Raw genomic sequence first — 17,059 nt, forward strand, 5'->3', positions numbered from 1 at the left:
CGGCCGGTACCGGATGCCCGTGACGACCTTCTGATCCGCACGCCCAACACCCTTACCAGGTCTACCTGTTGAGGTGTCCTCAGATGGCTCGCGGGAATCGCGCCGTCCCGTCACATCTCGTCCGAAAGGCCCTGGGCCGTGCGCACCAACCCCAACGCCCTCACCACCGTCCGCAACCTCGGCATCCTCGCCCACGTCGACGCCGGCAAGACCACCGTCACCGAGCGGATCCTGTACGCCACCGGCACCACCCACCGGCGCGGCGAGGTCCACGACGGGACGACCGTCACCGACTTCGACCCGCAGGAACGCGACCGCGGCATCACGATCTTCGCCGCGGCCGTGAGCTGTGCCTGGGACGGCCACCGGATCAACCTGATCGACACCCCGGGACACGTGGACTTCGCCGACGAGGTGGAGCGTTCGCTGCGCGTCCTCGACGGCGCGGTCGCGGTGTTCGACGCCGTCGCGGGCGTCGAGCCGCAGAGCGAGTCGGTGTGGCGGCAGGCGGATCGGTACGGCGTGCCGAGGATCGCGTTCGTCAACAAGCTGGACCGGGCCGGCGCCGACCTCGACACGGCCGTCGAGTCGATCCGGGACCGCCTGCACCCGGCCCCGCTGGTCGTGCAACTCCCCATCGGCAGCGAGGACGCCTTCACCGGCGTCGTCGACCTGCTCAGCATGCGGGCGCTGACCTGGGCCGACGGCGATGAGACGGTCCAGGAGGGCCCCGTACCGGAAGCCCTGCGCGAGGAAGCGCTCCGACGGCGCCGACTGCTGGAGGAGGCCGTGGCCGAACGGCACCCGGCCGCGCTGGAGGAGTTCTGCGACCAGGAGACGCTCTCCGCGCCGACGCTCGCCTCCGCGCTGCGCGACCTCACGCACAGCGGCGACGGCGTGGTCGTCCTGTGCGGCTCGGCCTACCGCAACCGCGGTGTCGAGCCGCTGCTCGACGCGGTCGTGGCCTACCTGCCGTCCCCGCTCGACGTGCCCGCCGTACGGGGTACGTACGGCGGCACCGAGCAGGAACGGGCCGCCGACCCGTACGCCCCGTTCGCGGCGCTGGTGTTCAAGGTGCACGCCACCGCGACGGGACGGCTGACCTACCTGCGGGTGTACTCGGGAACGATCGGAAAGGGGGACACGGTGATGGACGCGGGCACACGCCGTACCGAGCGCATCGGGCGGATCCTGCGCGTGCGGGCGGACCGGCACGCCCAGCTGGACCGGGCGCTCGCCGGGGACATCGTCGCCGTGGTCGGGCTGAAGTCCGCCCGGGCCGGCTCGACGCTGTGCGCGCCGGACGCCCCGCTCGTCCTGGAACCGCCGACCGTGGCGGACCCGGTGGTCTCGGTGGCGGTCGAGGCCCGCAGGTCGGCCGAGACCGACCGGCTGGCCACAGCCCTCGCGCGACTGGTCGAGGAGGACCCGTCGCTGGTGGTCCGCACCGACCCCGAGACCGGGCAGACGGTGCTGTCCGGCATGGGTGAACTGCATCTGGAGGTGGCGGTGGAGAAGGTCCGGCGCGACCACGGGCTGGAGGTCACGGTCGGCCGTCCGACCGTGTCCTACCGGGAGACGGTCACCCGGGGCGTGTCCGGCCTGGTCTACCGGCACGTCAAACAGGACGGCGGGGCAGGGCAGTTCGCGCATGTCGTCCTGGACGTGGAGCCGCTGGAGCCTTCGGAGTCGCCGGAGTCCGGAACCGGCTTCGAGTTCCGGTCCACCGTCGTCGGCGGGCGCGTACCGCAGGAGTACGTGCGCGCGGTCGAGGCCGGCTGCCGGGACGCCCTCGCCGAGGGACCGCTCGGCGGCCATCCGGTGACCGGGCTGCGGGTCACCCTGACCGACGGGGCGACCCATGTGAAGGACTCCTCGGACACGGCGTTCCGCACCGCGGGCCGCTTCGGCCTCCGACAAGCCCTGCGCGCCTCGGCGATGACCCTGCTGGAACCGGTCGTCGAGGTCACGGTCACCGTGCCCGAGGACGCCGTCGGTACCGTCCTCGGCGACCTGGCCGCACGTCGTGGCCGCGTCTCCGGCTCGGTCACGCGGGCGGGCGCGGCGGTCGTCACGGCCACCGTGCCGCTGGCCGAACTCTTCGGCTACGCCACCCGGTTGCGCAGCCGAACCCAGGGCCGCGGCACCTTCACGGCCCGCCCGACCGGCTACACCCCGGCGCCGACGAGTGTGACGTCGGCGCGGTAGCCGGTTGGGGGGGCGGCTCCACCCGTACGCGGGCGGGGCCGCCCTCAGCCGGTACCCGGGTGTCCGTATCCCGACCCGCGCTGGTCACCTGCCGGCCAGCTCAGCGCCGTGCGAAGCCGAGCCGCCTCCTCGTGGGGAGGCGCCTCGGTGTCGATGCCCAGGACGTGGATCGTGCCCAGACCACGCCGGGGGCCGTCGATCCGCAGGACCCGGCGGTTGCTGCGCCAGGTCGGCGAGTCGGCACCCGACGTGCCGCCCAGGAGGGCGAGGAACTTTCGCAGGTGATCGGCGGAATAGACGGGGAGGAAGTGTTCGGGGAAGTAGGTGGCGAGCGACTTGGTCACCAGCGCGGATCCGAATCGCAGGACTTCGAGGTCGTCCACCGCTTCGAAGTCGCCCGCTGCCACGGCGGTGAAGGCCTGGAGGAACTGGGCCCGAAGCAGTTCCCACGCGTTTTGGGGTTCCATCCCGCGCAGGGGAGCGGCGAGCCGCCACTCGCCGGAGTTGTGGCGGTACATGATGTGCTTCGCGGCGCTGCCGCCCTTGATGCTGCCGAGGTGCGGAGTGCCGAACTCCATGAATCGGCAGTACGTCATGGTCGCCCCGGACGGGTTCAGCCCCAGGGCGTAGTGCTCCAGCGGCAGGGTGGGCCACTTTTCCAGGGGGAACAGGAGGTCCACCACCCGCTTGCGGTCACCCTCGGCCGCGGTCTGGTCCTCGCAGACGGTGCTCCGGTCGAACTCGGCCGCGGCCGCCCACACATCCACCGTTTCGCTCATGAGGCCATGAGGTCCGACAGCCAGCAAGCACTTCTCGGGTCAGGACCTGTCTGGCAATGCCCAGGGCCGTATCGGCGGCGTCTGTGCGGGCGGTGTGGGACGCGGCTAGGACGCGCCGCCGCCGGCAGCCTCGCTGCGGTGCGGCTCGAGGCGATTGACTGTTTGCTCGCTCCATGCCCGAATGACTGATGTCTGCCCGGGGGTCAGTGAGTCGAGGAAGTGGCGGCGGATGTTGCCGCCATGCACGAGGACGGCACTCTGGGCGGCGCGGCGACCCTCGGCGGTCAGCCCGATCCCCGCGCGGCGACCATCGGCCCCGTACTGAGTGCGTTTGACGAAGCCGCGTTTTTCCATGCGAGTCAGCTGGTGTGAGACGCGGCTCTTGTCCCAGTCGAGCGACTCGGAGAGCTCGCCGACACGCATCTCGCCGCCGCCGGCCCGCCACAGCGTCACCAGCACGCTGAACTCGGCCTTCGAGATGTCGCAGTCACGCTGCAGACCACGCTCCAGCTCCCTGGTGAGCAGACGCTGCGCGCGCATCCAGGCATCCCAGAACTCCCACTCCTCGGGTTCCAGCGATCGAGTCTCCGTCATCCGTCGAGGATACCGCGACCAGCAGAGTTGTCACTTCAACTCTGCCCGATCTAGAGTTGACGCATCAACTCTGCCGGAAGGAAGACCATGACGCTGCGCATCGCCCTCATCCTCGGAAGCACCCGCCCCGGACGCCGCGGCGACCAGATCGCCGCCTGGGCACTGGAGGCCGCCCGCGCCCACGGTGGCGCCGACTACCAACTCATCGACCTCGCCGACCACAACCTCGGCAACCTCGACGAGCCCGGCAACCCGAACCTCCAGCAGTACCAGCACGACCACACCCGCGCCTGGGGCGCACTCATCGACAGCTTCGATGGCTACGTGTTCCTCGTCCCCGAGTACAACCGCTCCTACCCCGGAGCCCTGAAGAACGCCCTGGACTACGTCTACCGGGAGTGGAACGACAAGGCTGCCGGGATCATCAGCTACGGCGGCTGGGTCGCCGGGGCCCGGGCCGCCGAGGCGCTGCGACTCGTCCTCGCCGAACTCCAGGTGGCCACGGTTCGCGCCCAGCCCACCATCGCGACACACCCCTCGTTCCACACCGGCGCCTTCGTCCCCCAGCAGGGTCTCGACACAGCCGTGGGCGGCATGCTCGACCAGGTGATCGCCTGGTCCGGCGCGCTGCGCGGGGTGCGCCAGGCCAAGGCGCGGACAGCCACGCCTGCATGAGGCCCAGTTCGTGGTCGATCACGTGAACGGACGCGGCGAGCTGACGGACACCGCATGGGAGGCGCTGAAGCCCCTACTGCCGGCTACCGACGGACCCGGCCGTCCGTGGCGCGACCACCGGCAGGTGATCAACGGCGCGTTGTGGCGGTTGCGAACAGGCGCTCCCTGGCGTGACCTGCCGGAACATCATGGGCCATGGCAGACGGTCCATCAGCCGATCCCACCAACACGCGGCCGGCGTCCGAAAAAGGGGGCGGGCGCGAACAGCGGGCTGGAAGGTCCGGCACGCTCGGCGGCCGACCGGGCGCTGGGCCGCTCCCGCGGCGGGCTGACCACCAAAGTCCATCTCGCCTGCGACGGCCGGGGCCTGCCCCTGGCTGTCGTCCTCACCCCGGCAAGGTCAACTTTGAGGAAGAGGAGGTCGTCCTCGCCGGTCACCTTTTGCCGACGACGGCGATCCGGATGCCGAACTCCTGGGCGTGGTCCCGTTACTGGCGGTAGACCGAGACGCCCTTGCGGGTCGGTTCCGCGACCGGGAAGGTGATGTCGAAGCGGGTGAACAGGCCCGAGGCGAACGCGTCCGCGCCGGCTGTCATGTCGACGACGACGTACTCGCCGGGGCCGTCCACCAGGTGGTTGAGGTAGAGCTCCACGCCGGCGAGCTTGGAGTGGTGACAGGCCACGCCCAGGTCGCTCTCGTCGAACTCGCCCGTGACCATGAGGCCTACGCCGTCCACGCGCCGGACGTGGCGTGCGTGGAGTTCGTCGTCGAGCAGGCGCAGGAGGCGTGAACCCCGGCCGGGAGGCGTTGTTTTGATCATCGCCTCCCGGGAGGGGGTGCGCGTGTTGGTGCCGCGCAGGTAGTCCTTGAGGTCGTCGACGTGGGTGCCCAGGGGAGGGGCGTGCCACGGGCCGTCGTGGTGGCCGAGTGCTTCGGCCAGGTGCTGGTCGATGTCGCCGTCGACGGCGAGGACCGGCGCGCCGGAGCCCGCCAGATGCCGGGAGAAGAGCGCCGCCAGGGTGGTCTTGCCGCTGCCGCCCTTGCCGACGAACGCGATCCGCACCACCGCCGTTCCTTTTGAAAATGAATATCATGTGGTTAGGTTTCTGGGGGTGGCCGGCGGCGGGGTGTCAAGTCGCCCGGCGGTCGCTGCCCGTTGATCACCTCCATGGCTTATTGCATATGATTGGCAAGTGCGTGACTACAGCATCAGGACGGCAGGCCCCGACGACCTCGAAGGAGTGCGAGCGGTGATGCTCGACACCGTCTACCGCGACTTCGGCACCGGCTACGTGCCCCGTTGGCACGCCGACATCATCGATCCAGCAGCCGCCTACCTCGCCCCGGCCCGCCACACCCTCCTCGTCGCCCTCGACCCGGACGACCGGAGCGTCGTGGCCACCGGCGCCCTCGACTCCCGCGGCCCCCTCCACCCGCCGAACCCGCGCGCCGTCGCCGAGCGCTTCCCCTCCGGCGAGACCGCCCAGCTGCGCCGGGTGTACGTCCGCCCCGAGCACCGCAGGCGCGGCCTCGCCCGGCGGCTGGTCGACGAGTTGCTCGCCTTCGCGGACGCGGCCGGCGGCTACCGGTCCGTCTATCTGCACACCGACCCGGCCGTACCGGGCGCCGAGGCCTTCTGGCGCTCGCTCGGCAAGGTCGTGCACGACGAGCGCGGGGAGCCCGGCGGCGACAACGGGACCGTCCACTTCGAGATACCGATCGGACGGTGACCGACCCGATGCGACGCCGTCACCTCCTCGGATCCCTGCTCCTCGCCCCCCTCCTCACCGCGTGCTTCGCCTCCGAAGGCGGCGGAGACGACTCCTCCGGCGACGCCGGCCACGGCTCCCGGCTGCGGGTCGCCCTCGCCTTCCCGCCCGCCGAGAACCTCTCGCCGTACGGCGCCGACGCCACCATCCTCAGCCGCCTCGGGGTCACCGAGGGCCTGACCGTGCTGGACGCCAACGGCGCCGCCACCCCGGCGCTCGCCCGCTCCTGGCGCCGCGAGAACGACCGCACCTGGCTGTTCACCCTGCGCGAGGCCACCTTCCAGGACGGCTCGGACGTCACCCCGGCCGCGGTCGCCGCCGCCCTGACCCACGCCACCGAGGCGAGGCCCGCGCCGGCCGCCCTGTCCGGCGTCACGCTCACCGCCAAGGCCGACGGCGGCACCGGCGTACGGATCACCACCGGCGCCCCCGACCCCGTCCTGCCCCTGCGCCTGTCCAGCCCGAGCCTCGCCGTCCTCTCCGCCAAGGCCTACGACGGCAAGGACCGCGTCGACCCGGCCGGCACCGCCACCGGCCCCTTCGAACTGACGAAGGCCGGCGGAACCGCGTCCGCCACACTCGACCGCTACGACGACTACTGGGGCGGTCGCGCCCAGGCATCCGGCGTCGACGTCCGCTTCATCGCCGACGGCACCGCCCGCGCGAGCGCCCTGCGCACCGGCGAGGCCGACATCGCCGAAGCCGTACCCGTCGCGCAGGCCGCCACCCTCGACGAGGCCACCCGCAAGGCGACGGCCACCACCCGCACCACCAGCCTGCTGCTCAACGCCGCGTCGGGCCCCTTCAAGGACCCGGAGTTGCGTGCCGCCGCCCGCCGGGCCGTCGACACCTCCGCCCTCGCCCAGGGCGTCTACGAAGGACACGCCGACCCCGGCGCCGGCATCTACGGACCCGCCGTCACCTGGGCCGAGGGCAGGCGGCAGCAGCCGCGCAGGGCGAAGGCCGGCGACCCGGCCGGCGCGCGGATCACCCTCGCCACCTACGACAACCGGCCCGAACTCCCGGAAGCGGCGCAGGTGTTGAAGCAGCAGCTGGAGAAGGCCGGGTTCCGGGTCACGCTGGAGGTGCGCGAGTACGCGCGGCTGGAGAGCGACGCGCTCAAGGGGAGGTTCGACGCCGTCGTCCTCGCCCGCAACACCCTCGTCGACACCGGCGACCCCCTCGCGGTCCTCGCCGGCGACCACACCTGCGACGGCGCCTTCAACATCGCCCAGCTCTGCGACCAGAACGTCGACCGGGCCGTCAGGAAGGCCGAGGCCATCGCCGACACCGGGGAGCGGCAGGACGCGGCCCTGGCCGCCGAGGCCGCGATCCTCGGCACCGACGCCGTGGTCCCGCTGGTCCACCAGCGCGTCATCACCGGCGTCGGCACCTCGGTCAGCAACGTGCTCCTCGACCCGTACGAGCGCACCCTCGTCGGCACCGGCACCCGGCGCTGACCGGTGCGACGACACGTGAGCGCCCTGGTGTGGCGCGCCGTGCTCGCGGCGGCCCTGGTGTGCGGCATCGGCCTGCTGCCCTGGCTGACCCGGACCGACCCGGCGCTGACCGTCCTCAAGGCCCGCTCGGCCGACCGTGACCCCACTCCCGGGGTACTGGCCGACGTACGCGCCCAACTCGGCTTGGAAATGGGACCGTTCGCGCTGCTCGGGCAGTGGCTCGGCGGGCTGTGGCGCGGGGACGCCGGACGGTCGTGGCTCTCCGGCACCGAGGTCGCCCCCGCGGTGCTCCAGGCCCTCGGCGCGTCCCTGCTGCTGATGGCGGTGGCCCTCACGGTCGCCGCCGTCACCGCCGCACTGGTGTGCGCCCGCACGCTGTGGCTCGGCGCGCACCGGCGCCTCGGCGGCCGCCGCGCGGGCGGCGGCGGTTCGGCGGTGCTCGCCGCGCTGCCCGAGTTCCTCACCGCGTCCGTGCTCGCCACCGTCGTCGGCGTGCAGTGGGGCTGGCTGCCGGCCCTCGGCTGGTACGGGCCGCAGTGGACCGTGCTGCCCGCGCTCGCCCTCGGTCTGCCCGCCGGCGCCGTCATCGGGCGGCTCCTCGACGACCTGCTGCCGGGCGCCTTCGCCGAGCCCTGGGCCCTGGCCGCCGCCGCCCGCGGCCTGCCGGGCCGGCGCATCGCCCGTCAGGCGGTACGGCGCTGCCTGCCCGGACTGCTCCCCAACCTCGGCATGTTCGTGGTCGGCCTGACCGGCGGGGCCGTCGCGGTGGAGCAGATCTTCGACATCCCCGGGCTCGGCCGCACCACCCTCCAGGCCGCCCTCGCCCAGGACCTGCCCGTGCTCCAGGCCGGCACGCTGGCCGTGGTCCTGCTGGCGGCGGTCACGGCCGCCCTCGCCGCCCTCGCGACCCGGTGGCTCGTCGGCCCGGCCCTGCGTGACGGCGCGCTGCCCTCCCTCCACCGGCCCACGCCACCGGCCCGCGGAGTCCTGCCCCTCGTCCAGGGCGGACTGCTGATCGCCGTCGTCGCGTTCGGCCTGCCCCGCGACCCGCTCGCCCTCGACACCGGCGAACGCCTCCAACGCCCTTCCGGATCCCACCCGTTCGGCACCGACGCGCTCGGCCGGGACGTCCTCGCACGGGTCGCCCACGGCGCCCTCGACACCCTGCTGCTCGCCCTCGTGATCGGCGCCGCCACCCTGTTCACCGGTGTCCTGCTCGGACTGCTGCCCCGCCTGTCGGGACCCCTCGTCGACACGCTCAACGCCGTACCGCCCGTCCTCCTCGCCCTGCTTGTGACGGCCGTCGCCGGCAGCGGACCCGCCACGCCCGCGCTCGCCGTGGGCGCCGTGGCCTGGGCACCCCTGGCCGCCCACACCTCCGCGCTGCTGCGCCAGGAGCGCGCCGCCCTCCATGTGACGGCCACCCGGGGTCTCGGCGCGGACCGCTGGTACCTGCTGCGCCACGACCTGCTGCCCGCCGTCCTGCCGCCCGTCGTCCGGCACGCCTTGCTGCGCCTGCCCGGTATCGCGCTCGCCCTGGCCTCGCTCGCCTTCCTCGGCCTCGGCGCGCAGCCGCCCTCCCCGGAGTGGGGCCTGCTCCTCGCCGAGAACCAGCCCTACGCCGAACGCGCCCCCTGGGCCGTCCTCGCCCCCGCCGCCGTCCTCGCCCTGCTCGGCGCGCTCGCGGTGAGCGCGGCGGGAGCCGCGGGCGGAGCGCGGCGGCGACGCGAGGGCACCGGACCCCGCACGCCTCAGGCCGTCGCCCCCGAAGAACCGTCAGTCGCAAGGGAGTTGGTGGGAACAGGATGACGGCGCTGTGGACCGAGCCGCGCAAGCCGTCGTCCAGGCGGCGCGCCCGTCTCTCGCCCCTGCTGCGGCTGCTGATCCTCACCCAACTCGCCTTCAACACCGGCTTCTTCGCCGTGCTGCCCTTCCTGTCGGAACACCTGGGGCGGGCCGTGGGCATGGCGGGCTGGCTGGTCGGGCTGGTGCTGGGGCTGCGGACGTTCAGTCAGCAGGGGCTGTTCGTGGTGGGCGGGGTACTCGCCGACCGGTACGGGATCCGGCCGGTCGTCCTCGCCGGGTGCGTGCTCAGGATCGCCGGGTTCGGCTGGCTAGGGTTCGCCGCACAGACCTGGACGGTCATCGGTGCCGTGCTGCTGATCGGGTTCGCGGCCGCACTGTTCTCACCGGCCGTGGAGTCCGAGGTCGCCCGGCAGGCGGTGGCTCACGAAGAAGCGGGCGGCGGGCCACGTACCCGGGTCCTCGCCCTGTTCACGGTCGCCGGACAGGCCGGGGCGTTCGTCGGCCCCCTGCTCGGCGCGCTGCTGCTGTCCGTCGACTTCCGCACGGTGTGCCTGGCCGGAGCCGGGATCTTCGTCCTCGTCCTCGCCGGGCACGCCTGGCTGCTGCCGCAGCACATTCCCGGGCGGCCCCGCGTCCAGGTCCGGGGTGGCATGGGGCCGTTGCTGCGCAACCGGCGCTTCCTGGCGCTGTGCTCCGGATACGGCGCCTGTCTGCTCGCCTACAACCAGTTCTACCTCGCCCTGCCCGCCGAGGTGGAGCGCGCGGCGGGCTCACAGGCGCCGCTGGCCTGGCTGTTCGCGCTCTCCTCGCTGCTGGTGGTGACCGCCCAGCTGCCCGTCACCCGCTGGGCGGGGACACGGTTCACGCCGCGCCGGTCCATGGTGGCCGGTCTGCTGCTGGTCGCCGCCGCGTTCGCCGTCGTGGCGGCGGCCCGGCCCGCCGGCTGGACCGGTACGGCGGCGCTGTTGCCCGCGGTGGGCTTCGTCGTGCTGCTCACCCTCGGCCAGATGCTCGTCGCCCCCGTCGCCCGCGCCTGGGTCCCCGACCTCGCCGAGGACGGCCGGCTCGGCCTCTACACCGGGGCCCTGTCCTCGGTCTCCGGCCTGATCGTCCTGGCCGGCAGCTCGGCGACCGGGCTGCTGCTCGACAGCGGGCTGCCCGCGGCGGTGCCGTGGCTGGTGCTCGCGGCCGTACCCGCTGCGGCGATCGGACTGCTGCCGCGGCGGTAGGGTCCACGGCATGGAGACCCAGGACGTCCGGGTGGAGATCGCCCGGGAAGCGGACCAGGAGCTGGTCGACGCCTTCCGCCGGATGCTGCCGCAGCTGTCTTCGACGACCACGCCCCTCGATATCGCCGCGCTCGCCCGCGTCCTGGGATGCGAGGCGAACACCGTGCTGGTCGCCCGTTCGGCCGACGCGATCGTCGGCACCCTGACGCTGGTGATGTATCCGGTGCCGAGCGGACTGCGGGCCCGTATCGAGGACGTCGTCGTCGATCACGCGGCGCGCGGCCACGGAGTCGCAGGGCTGCTCACCCGGGAGGCGCTGCGGCTGGCCCGGGAGGCGGGCGCCCGGACCGTCGACCTCACCTCACGCCCGGCCCGGGCGGCGGCGAACCGGCTGTACGAGCGGCTCGGCCTCCGGCAGCGGGAGTCGACGGTGTACCGGGTACCGCTGCACGGCTGACCGGTGCGGCCGAACGGGCGGTGACCCGGTCCGCGCGGGCGGGAGTCGGCCGGTGAGTACGGCGAAGGCGCCGGTCGACGCGAGCTTTCAGGACGCGACCGGCTCCCGCTCCCACTCGGACGCCACCGGCTCCGTCTCCCACTCGGACGCCACCGGCTCCGGCTCGGACACCACCAGCTCCCGCTCCGGCCCCGGCACGAGCTCCAGCATCTCCGCCGCCACCGCGTCCTCGGCCCGGTGGGTCCGCCACAGCCACAGGACGTCCCGGCCGAACGACCAGACCAGCAGGGCGAGGGCCAGGGCGACGACGCCGAAGGTCGCCGGGTGCGGCAGGAGACCGGAGGCGGCCAGCAGGAGCAGGACGCCCTGGAGCGCGGCGACCGTCTTGCGCGCCGTGCTCGGCGGGAGCGGGGCGTTGAGCCAGGGCAGGACGCAGGCCGCGGCGACGAAGGCGTAGCGCATCGCGCCGATCAGCAGGACCCAGGGGCCCAGGGACATCGACACGTACACGCTCAGTACCAGGATCAGGAACGCGTCGACCTCCATGTCGAAGCGGGCGCCCAGCGGGGTCGAGGTGCCCGTCGCGCGGGCGACCTTGCCGTCGACCCCGTCGAGGATCAGCGCCACCGCCGTCAGACCGACGAAGAGCGTCACCGGCGGGGAGCTCTCGAAGGAGTCCGCGACCAGGGCCGTCACCACGCCGACCAGAGTCGCCCGGCCCAGGGTGACCCGGTTGGCCGGGCCGAAGGAGCGCGGCCGGGAGCGGTGCAGGGCCCGGGAGAGCACCGCCCAGGTGGCGACGGCGAAGGCGAGGCCGGTGAGCCAGCCCGCAGGCCCCATGCCGATCCCGGTACCGAGCAGGGCCAGCAACAGGATCTGCAGGCCCGCTCCCACCGCGGTCTCCTGCTGGACCAGCCTTGCTTCGTACGTGTTGTTCAGGGCCACCGCACATTCCTCCGGCCAGGTGACAGAGTCGATCAAGGCCGCGTACTGTGCGCGACCTGTGCACACCTCGGTACGTGAACAGCTTCCCGAACGTTCAGGAGGACGCCGATGAACCGCACCGCACGCGCGTTCTGGATCAGCTCCCCGGGTCACGGCGAGATACGCGACCTGACCCTGCCCGACCCCGCCGACGGGGAGGTCCTCGTCCGCTCGCTGTACTCCGGAGTCAGCAGGGGTACGGAGACCCTCGTGTTCCGGGGCGGGGTGCCGGAGAGCCAGTATGCGGCCATGCGGGCGCCCTTCCAAGAAGGGGACTTCCCAGGGCCGGTGAAGTACGGCTACCTCAATGTGGGAGTGGTGGAGGAGGGTCCTGGGCACCTGGTCGGGCGGACCGTCTTCTGCCTCTATCCGCACCAGACGCGCTACGTCGTCCCTGTGGACGCCGTGACGGTCGTACCGAGCGCCGTGCCCGCCGAACGGGCCGTCCTCGCCGGCACGGTCGAGACCGCCGTGAACGCCCTGTGGGACGCGGCGCCCCTGGTCGGCGACCGGATCGCGGTGGTCGGCGGTGGGATGGTCGGCAGCTCGGTCGCCGCGCTGCTGGCCCGTTTCCCGGGGGTACGGGTCCAGCTGGTCGACGCCGATCCGGCCCGCGCCAAGACCGCCGAGGCCCTCGGCATCGACTTCGCCGCACCCGAGGACGCGCTCGGCGACTGCGACCTCGTCGTCCACGCCAGCGCCTCCGAACAGGGCCTCGCCCGTTCGCTGGAACTGCTGCGGGCCGAGGGCACCGTCCTCGAACTGAGCTGGTACGGCGACCGGCAGGTCTCCCTCCCGCTCGGCGAGGCCTTCCACTCCCGACGCCTGGTCATCCGCAGCAGCCAGGTCGGCACCGTCTCCCCGCGCCGCTCGAACCGGACGTACGCCGACCGGCTCGCCCTCGCCCTCGACCTGCTCACCGACGCCGCCCTCGACGCCCTCGTCACCGGTGAGTCCGCGTTCGAGGAGTTGCCCGAGGTGCTGCCGGGACTCACCGCGGGCCGGATCGAGGCGCTCTGCCACCGCATCCGGTACCCGGATCCGGGCACGAGCGCCTGACCTGAGAAAAGAGTGAGAGTCGGCTGAACAAGGGGAGACAAGGAGCCGTACTACACGGCATCCCCGGCAGGGAATCAGCGGGGGAACCAGACGCGCCGCACCTGGAGGGTCGTCCGTTGTTCAGCATCACCGTCCGCGATCACATCATGATCGCCCACAGCTTCCGCGGCGAGGTCTTCGGCCCCGCGCAGCGCCTGCACGGAGCGACGTTCCTCGTGGACGCCACGTTCCGGCGCGAACAGCTGGACGACGACAACATCGTCGTCGACATCGGACTGGCCACCCAGGAACTCGGTGCCGTAGTCAGCGAGCTGAACTACCGCAACCTCGACAACGAGCCCGACTTCGCCGGAATCAACACCTCCACGGAGTTCCTGGCCAAGGTCATCGCCGACCGGCTCGCCGAACGCGTCCACAAGGGCGCCCTCGGCGAGGGCGCCAAGGGGCTCGCGGGCCTCACCGTCACCCTGCACGAGTCGCATGTCGCCTGGGCGAGTTACGAGCGTGCGCTGTGACCGACACGACGATGGAGCGGACCACCGGGCTCAGCTACGTGCCCGTGCAGCACACCGCCCTGAAGAACGCGGAGATCATCCCGATGTCGCTGCGCTCCGTGCACTTCGTCCTGCCGGGCGGCATCGACGACCCGACCGCACCCAGCGGCGGCAACGCCTACGACCGGCGCATCTGTCTGGACCTGCCCGGCTTCGGCTGGCAGGTCCACCAGCACGCCGTGAACGGCGGCTGGCCCCGCCCGGACGCCGCCGCCCGCGGTGAACTCGCCCGTGTCCTGCGGGAGTTTCCCGACGGCACGGTCGTCCTGCTGGACGGGCTGGTCGCCTGCGGGGTCCCGGAGATCATCCTCCCGGAGGCGGAACGGCTGCGCCTCGCCGTCCTCGTCCACCTCCCGCTCGGCGACGAGACCGGACTGGACCCGGTGGTGGCGGCCGACCTGGACGCCAAGGAGCGGGCGGTGCTGCGGGCCGTCCCCGCCGTCATCGCCACCAGCGACTGGGCCGTACGCCGGCTCGTCTCCCACCACGGCCTCGCCCCCGACCGGGTCCATGTCGCCGCCCCCGGCGCCGACATCGCCCCTCTCGCCTCCGGGACCGACGGCGTCTCCCGGCTGCTGTGCGTGGCCGCGGTGACCCCGCGCAAGGGCCAGCACCGGCTGGTGGAGGCCCTCGCGACGGTGACCGACCTGCCGTGGAGCTGCGTCTGCGTCGGCGGCCTCGGGAACGACCCCGAGTACGTCGCCGGACTGCGGGACCTGATCAGGCAGTACGGCCTCCAGGACCGGCTGCGTCTGGCGGGTCCGCAGGCCGGCGCCGCACTCGACGCCAGCTACGCCTCGGCCGACCTCATGGTCCTCGCCTCCTACGCCGAGACGTACGGCATGGCGGTCACCGAGGCCCTCGCCCGCGGCATCCCGGTGCTGGCCACGGACGTCGGCGGCATCGCGGAGGCGGTCGGCCGGGCGCCCGACGGGGGCGTGCCCGGCATCCTCGTCCCGCCGGAGGATCCCGCCGCCCTCGCCGCCGAACTGCGCGGCTGGTTCGGCGAGGCGGACGTACGACGTCGTCTGAAGGCCGCCGCGAGAGGCCGACGGGTCGCGCTCGACGGCTGGGCGACCACGGCCCGCAGCCTGGCCGCAGTACTGGGCCGACTGCCGAACGAACCCAGGAGGGCGGCATGACGGAGACGGCGATGACCAAGCAGGCGGGGATTCCCGCACAGCCCGGGCTCAGGGAGGCCGAAGTGACCGAAGCGGTCATCGCCGGAGCCGGGCCCACCCTGCGCCCCGGAGAGCGGCCCACCGTGCGACTGCGGGACGCCGGTGCCGGATCCGACGAACCGCCGCGGTACGCGCCCGAGTGGCTGGAGCTGCGGGAGGGCGCCGACGCCGCCGCGCGGGCGCACGACCTGCTCGATCCGCTGCGAATCCGGCTCGCCAACCTGCCGGGGAAGGCCGGGCTCGTCATCCATGACCTGGGCTGCGGCACGGGCTCCATGGGCCGCTGGCTGGCCCCCCGCCTGGACGGCGCCCAGCACTGGATCCTGCACGACCGCGACCCCTACCTCCTGCACTTCGCCGCCGTCGCCTCCCCGCGCTCCGCCGCCGACGGCAGCCGGGTCACCGTCGAGACCCGCCGCGGCGACGTCGGCCGGCTCACCCGGGACGTCCTCGCCGGGGCGTCCCTGGTCACCGCCTCCGCCCTGCTCGACGTCCTCACCCGCGAGGAGATCGACACCTTCGCCGACGCCTGCACCGGCGCCGGCTGCCCGGCCCTGCTGACCCTCTCGGTCGCCGGCCGCGTCGACCTCACCCCGTCCGACCCGATGGACGCGGAGATCGCCGAGGCGTTCAACGCCCACCAGCGCCGCGGCGGCCTGCTCGGGCCGGACGCGGTCACCGCGGCCTGCGAGGCCTTCTCCGACCGCGGCGCCACGGTACGGCTGTACCCGAGCCCCTGGCGGCTCGGCCCCGCCGAGTCCGCGCTGACGGCGCAGTGGCTGCGCGGCTGGGTCGGCGCGGCCGTCGAGGAACGACCGGACCTGGCTCCCCGCGCGGAACGCTACCTCCGCGAGCGCCTGGAGGCCTGCGCGGCCGGCGAGCTGCGCGTCGTCGTCCACCACAGCGACCTGTTGGCCCTGTCCCGCCCGACCGGCACAGCGTCATGAGCGTGGAGACGGTGAGGGCGACCGGAACGGCGGACGGCGGGAACGTCGCGTGCCCGGAGGAAGGCGTCCGGGCGGGCGGGAGCGCGGCCGAAGCCCCGCGGGGAGACGCCCCGACGCGCGGGACGGCCATCGAGCCGGGTGCGCGGAACGTCTCGCCGGGCGAGGACGAGCGCGAGGGCCGGCGCGACGCGACGGCGGGTGAGCGGCAGGTCGCCGCGTCGCGGTCGCGGCGCGCGAACACGGTCGAGGTCTTTCCGCTCGCCACCGACACGCTCTCCGCCCGGAACACGGCGTTCGCCGCCCGGGCCGAAGCCCTGCAAGCCCGGGCCGAGTTGCTCGCCGCCGTCGGTGTCCCAGCCGCGGTGCGCCCTGGCCCCGCTGTCTCGGCGGCCCGGATCGGTGTGATCGTGAGCCGGGCCCGGCCCGACGCCGGCCAGGACACGCCCCGTTGGCGCACCGCCCTGCGTGGCGGGCGGGCCCTTCTCAACTCCCGGGCCGTGCGCACCCACTTCGGCACCGTCGCCGGTGTCGTCATCCTCGCCGTCCTGCTGTGGCGCATGGGCACGGGCGTGTTCCTGGACGGACTGCGGCGGATCGACACGCCGACGCTGCTGGTGGCCCTCTTGGTCGGGCTGCTCACCACCGTGTTCAGCGCCTGGCGTTGGGCGCTCGTGGCCCGGGGTCTCGGTATCCGGCTGCCCCTCGTCCCGGCCCTGGCCGACTACTACCGCGCGCTGTTCCTGAACGCGGCCCTGCCCGGCGGTGTCCTCGGCGACGTCCACCGGGCCGTCCGGCACGGGAAGAGCTCGGGTGACCTGGGCCGCGGGGTCCGCGCGGTGGTTCTCGAACGGGCCGCCGGACAGGCCGTGCTGGCCGTCGTCGGCGCGGCCGTGCTGCTGACGATGCCCTCGCCCGTGGCGGCCGACGCCCGGCACGTCGCCCCGCTGCTCGGCCTCGCGGTACTGGGCTCCCTCGCGGTCGTCCTCGCCCTGCGCATGAACCGGGCCGCCCCTTCCCGCCGGGGACGCGCCCTGCGCGCGGCCCTCGCCGAGGCCCGCGAGGGACTCCTGTCCCGCCGCAACGGGCCGGGCGTGGCCGTCTCGTCCGCCGTCGTCCTGGCCGGGCACATCGGGATGTTCGTGCTCGCCGCCCGGGTCGCCGGATCCGCCGCCTCCGTCGCCACGCTGCTGCCCCTCGCGGTGCTCGCCCTGCTCGCCATGGGACTGCCGCTGAACATCGGCGGATTCGGGCCCCGTGAGGGCGTCACGGCCTGGGCGTTCGGCGCGGCCGGCCTCGGCGCGAGCAGTGGTCTCGCGGTCGCCGTGGTGTACGGGGTGCTCAGCTTCGTGGCCGCGC

At 73.5% G+C, this 17,059-nt stretch carries 14 protein-coding genes and 3 pseudogenes; 13 read left to right on the forward strand and 4 right to left on the reverse strand.

The window, feature by feature from the left end:
- Nucleotides 1–138: 138 nt before the first annotated feature.
- Nucleotides 139–2,208: an elongation factor G gene (gene fusA / locus ACIBK3_RS14140; RefSeq protein ID WP_399365244.1), complete on the forward strand. Its 2,070-nt coding sequence runs from the start codon at nt 139–141 to the stop codon at nt 2,206–2,208.
- Nucleotides 2,209–2,252: 44 nt separating this feature from the next.
- On the opposite strand, the gene ACIBK3_RS14145 is transcribed toward fusA, so the two are convergent.
- Complete coding sequence (locus ACIBK3_RS14145; protein ID WP_399365246.1) at nt 2,253–2,987, reverse strand: hypothetical protein; 735 nt, start codon at nt 2,985–2,987, stop codon at nt 2,253–2,255.
- Nucleotides 2,988–3,092: 105 nt separating this feature from the next.
- Nucleotides 3,093–3,581, reverse strand: a complete 489-nt coding sequence (locus ACIBK3_RS14150; protein WP_399365248.1) for a MarR family winged helix-turn-helix transcriptional regulator — start codon at nt 3,579–3,581, stop codon at nt 3,093–3,095.
- Between the two features lie 87 nt (nt 3,582–3,668).
- Here ACIBK3_RS14150 and ACIBK3_RS14155 point away from each other — a divergent pair, with 87 nt between their 5' ends.
- Together ACIBK3_RS14155 and ACIBK3_RS14160 are read left to right on the forward strand one after the other, a co-directional pair.
- The gene (locus ACIBK3_RS14155; protein WP_399365250.1) at nt 3,669–4,256 is read left to right on the forward strand and encodes an NADPH-dependent FMN reductase; all 588 of its coding nucleotides are present in this window, start codon (nt 3,669–3,671) and stop codon (nt 4,254–4,256) included.
- Nucleotides 4,257–4,278: 22 nt separating this feature from the next.
- Nucleotides 4,279–4,659, forward strand: a pseudogene (locus ACIBK3_RS14160) (transposase); the annotation flags it as partial.
- Between the two features lie 2 nt (nt 4,660–4,661).
- Here ACIBK3_RS14160 and ACIBK3_RS14165 read toward each other — a convergent pair.
- A pseudogene (locus ACIBK3_RS14165) lies at nt 4,662–5,320 on the reverse strand (ATP-binding protein); the annotation flags it as partial.
- A gap of 130 nt (nt 5,321–5,450) precedes the next feature.
- Here ACIBK3_RS14165 and ACIBK3_RS14170 point away from each other — a divergent pair.
- Genes ACIBK3_RS14170 through ACIBK3_RS14190 form a run of 5 tightly spaced genes read left to right on the forward strand, consistent with a single transcriptional unit; the run spans nt 5,451 to nt 10,978 of the window.
- Nucleotides 5,451–5,987 (forward strand): GNAT family N-acetyltransferase, encoded by a 537-nt coding sequence (locus ACIBK3_RS14170; protein WP_399365252.1) that lies wholly within the window; start codon nt 5,451–5,453, stop codon nt 5,985–5,987.
- Between the two features lie 8 nt (nt 5,988–5,995).
- Nucleotides 5,996–7,486, forward strand: coding sequence for an ABC transporter substrate-binding protein (locus ACIBK3_RS14175; protein ID WP_399365596.1), 1,491 nt, complete (start codon nt 5,996–5,998; stop codon nt 7,484–7,486).
- A 15-nt stretch (nt 7,487–7,501) separates the two neighbouring features.
- Nucleotides 7,502–9,295 carry an ABC transporter permease subunit gene (locus ACIBK3_RS14180; protein ID WP_399365254.1) on the forward strand — a complete coding sequence of 598 codons (1,794 nt, stop codon included), beginning with the start codon at nt 7,502–7,504 and terminating at the stop codon, nt 9,293–9,295.
- Nucleotides 9,292–10,521, forward strand: a complete 1,230-nt coding sequence (locus tag ACIBK3_RS14185; RefSeq protein ID WP_399365256.1) for an MDR family MFS transporter — start codon at nt 9,292–9,294, stop codon at nt 10,519–10,521. The genes ACIBK3_RS14180 and ACIBK3_RS14185 overlap by 4 nt, the downstream gene beginning before the upstream one ends.
- A gap of 10 nt (nt 10,522–10,531) precedes the next feature.
- Nucleotides 10,532–10,978 carry a GNAT family N-acetyltransferase gene (locus ACIBK3_RS14190; protein WP_399365258.1) on the forward strand — a complete coding sequence of 149 codons (447 nt, stop codon included), beginning with the start codon at nt 10,532–10,534 and terminating at the stop codon, nt 10,976–10,978.
- A gap of 87 nt (nt 10,979–11,065) precedes the next feature.
- Here the strand turns inward: ACIBK3_RS14190 and ACIBK3_RS14195 are convergent, their stop codons facing one another.
- Nucleotides 11,066–11,923 (reverse strand): CDP-alcohol phosphatidyltransferase family protein, encoded by an 858-nt coding sequence (locus ACIBK3_RS14195; RefSeq protein WP_399365598.1) that lies wholly within the window; start codon nt 11,921–11,923, stop codon nt 11,066–11,068.
- Between the two features lie 108 nt (nt 11,924–12,031).
- On the opposite strand from ACIBK3_RS14195, the gene ACIBK3_RS14200 reads away from it, so the two are divergent.
- From ACIBK3_RS14200 to ACIBK3_RS14220, 5 genes and pseudogenes are all read left to right on the forward strand, one after another.
- On the forward strand, nt 12,032–13,021 hold the full coding sequence (locus tag ACIBK3_RS14200; protein ID WP_399365260.1) for a zinc-binding alcohol dehydrogenase: 990 nt from the start codon (nt 12,032–12,034) through the stop codon (nt 13,019–13,021).
- A 116-nt stretch (nt 13,022–13,137) separates the two neighbouring features.
- On the forward strand, nt 13,138–13,536 hold the full coding sequence (locus ACIBK3_RS14205) for a 6-carboxytetrahydropterin synthase (protein ID WP_030662610.1): 399 nt from the start codon (nt 13,138–13,140) through the stop codon (nt 13,534–13,536).
- An 11-nt stretch (nt 13,537–13,547) separates the two neighbouring features.
- Nucleotides 13,548–14,717 (forward strand): glycosyltransferase family 4 protein, encoded by a 1,170-nt coding sequence (locus ACIBK3_RS14210; protein ID WP_399365600.1) that lies wholly within the window; start codon nt 13,548–13,550, stop codon nt 14,715–14,717.
- Complete coding sequence (locus ACIBK3_RS14215) at nt 14,714–15,703, forward strand: class I SAM-dependent methyltransferase (RefSeq protein ID WP_399365262.1); 990 nt, start codon at nt 14,714–14,716, stop codon at nt 15,701–15,703. Before ACIBK3_RS14210 ends, ACIBK3_RS14215 begins: the two co-directional genes overlap by 4 nt.
- A 557-nt stretch (nt 15,704–16,260) precedes the next feature.
- A pseudogene (locus ACIBK3_RS14220) lies at nt 16,261–17,007 on the forward strand (lysylphosphatidylglycerol synthase transmembrane domain-containing protein); the annotation flags it as partial.
- Between the last annotated feature and the right edge of the window lie 52 nt (nt 17,008–17,059).

The sequence above is a fragment of the Streptomyces sp. NPDC050287 genome (genome assembly GCF_044459385.1).
Taxonomy (GTDB): domain Bacteria; phylum Actinomycetota; class Actinomycetes; order Streptomycetales; family Streptomycetaceae; genus Streptomyces.

Coding starts and splice junctions, on each gene's coding strand:
- ACIBK3_RS14145 (WP_399365246.1), bottom strand. CDS start 2,987: ATGAGCGAAACGGTGGATGTGTGGGCGGCCGCGGCCGAGTTCGACCGG.
- ACIBK3_RS14150 (WP_399365248.1), bottom strand. CDS start 3,581: ATGACGGAGACTCGATCGCTGGAACCCGAGGAGTGGGAGTTCTGGGAT.
- ACIBK3_RS14155 (WP_399365250.1), top strand. CDS start 3,669: ATGACGCTGCGCATCGCCCTCATCCTCGGAAGCACCCGCCCCGGACGC.
- ACIBK3_RS14175 (WP_399365596.1), top strand. CDS start 5,996: ATGCGACGCCGTCACCTCCTCGGATCCCTGCTCCTCGCCCCCCTCCTC.
- ACIBK3_RS14185 (WP_399365256.1), top strand. CDS start 9,292: ATGACGGCGCTGTGGACCGAGCCGCGCAAGCCGTCGTCCAGGCGGCGC.
- ACIBK3_RS14190 (WP_399365258.1), top strand. CDS start 10,532: ATGGAGACCCAGGACGTCCGGGTGGAGATCGCCCGGGAAGCGGACCAG.
- ACIBK3_RS14200 (WP_399365260.1), top strand. CDS start 12,032: ATGAACCGCACCGCACGCGCGTTCTGGATCAGCTCCCCGGGTCACGGC.
- ACIBK3_RS14210 (WP_399365600.1), top strand. CDS start 13,548: ATGGAGCGGACCACCGGGCTCAGCTACGTGCCCGTGCAGCACACCGCC.
- ACIBK3_RS14215 (WP_399365262.1), top strand. CDS start 14,714: ATGACGGAGACGGCGATGACCAAGCAGGCGGGGATTCCCGCACAGCCC.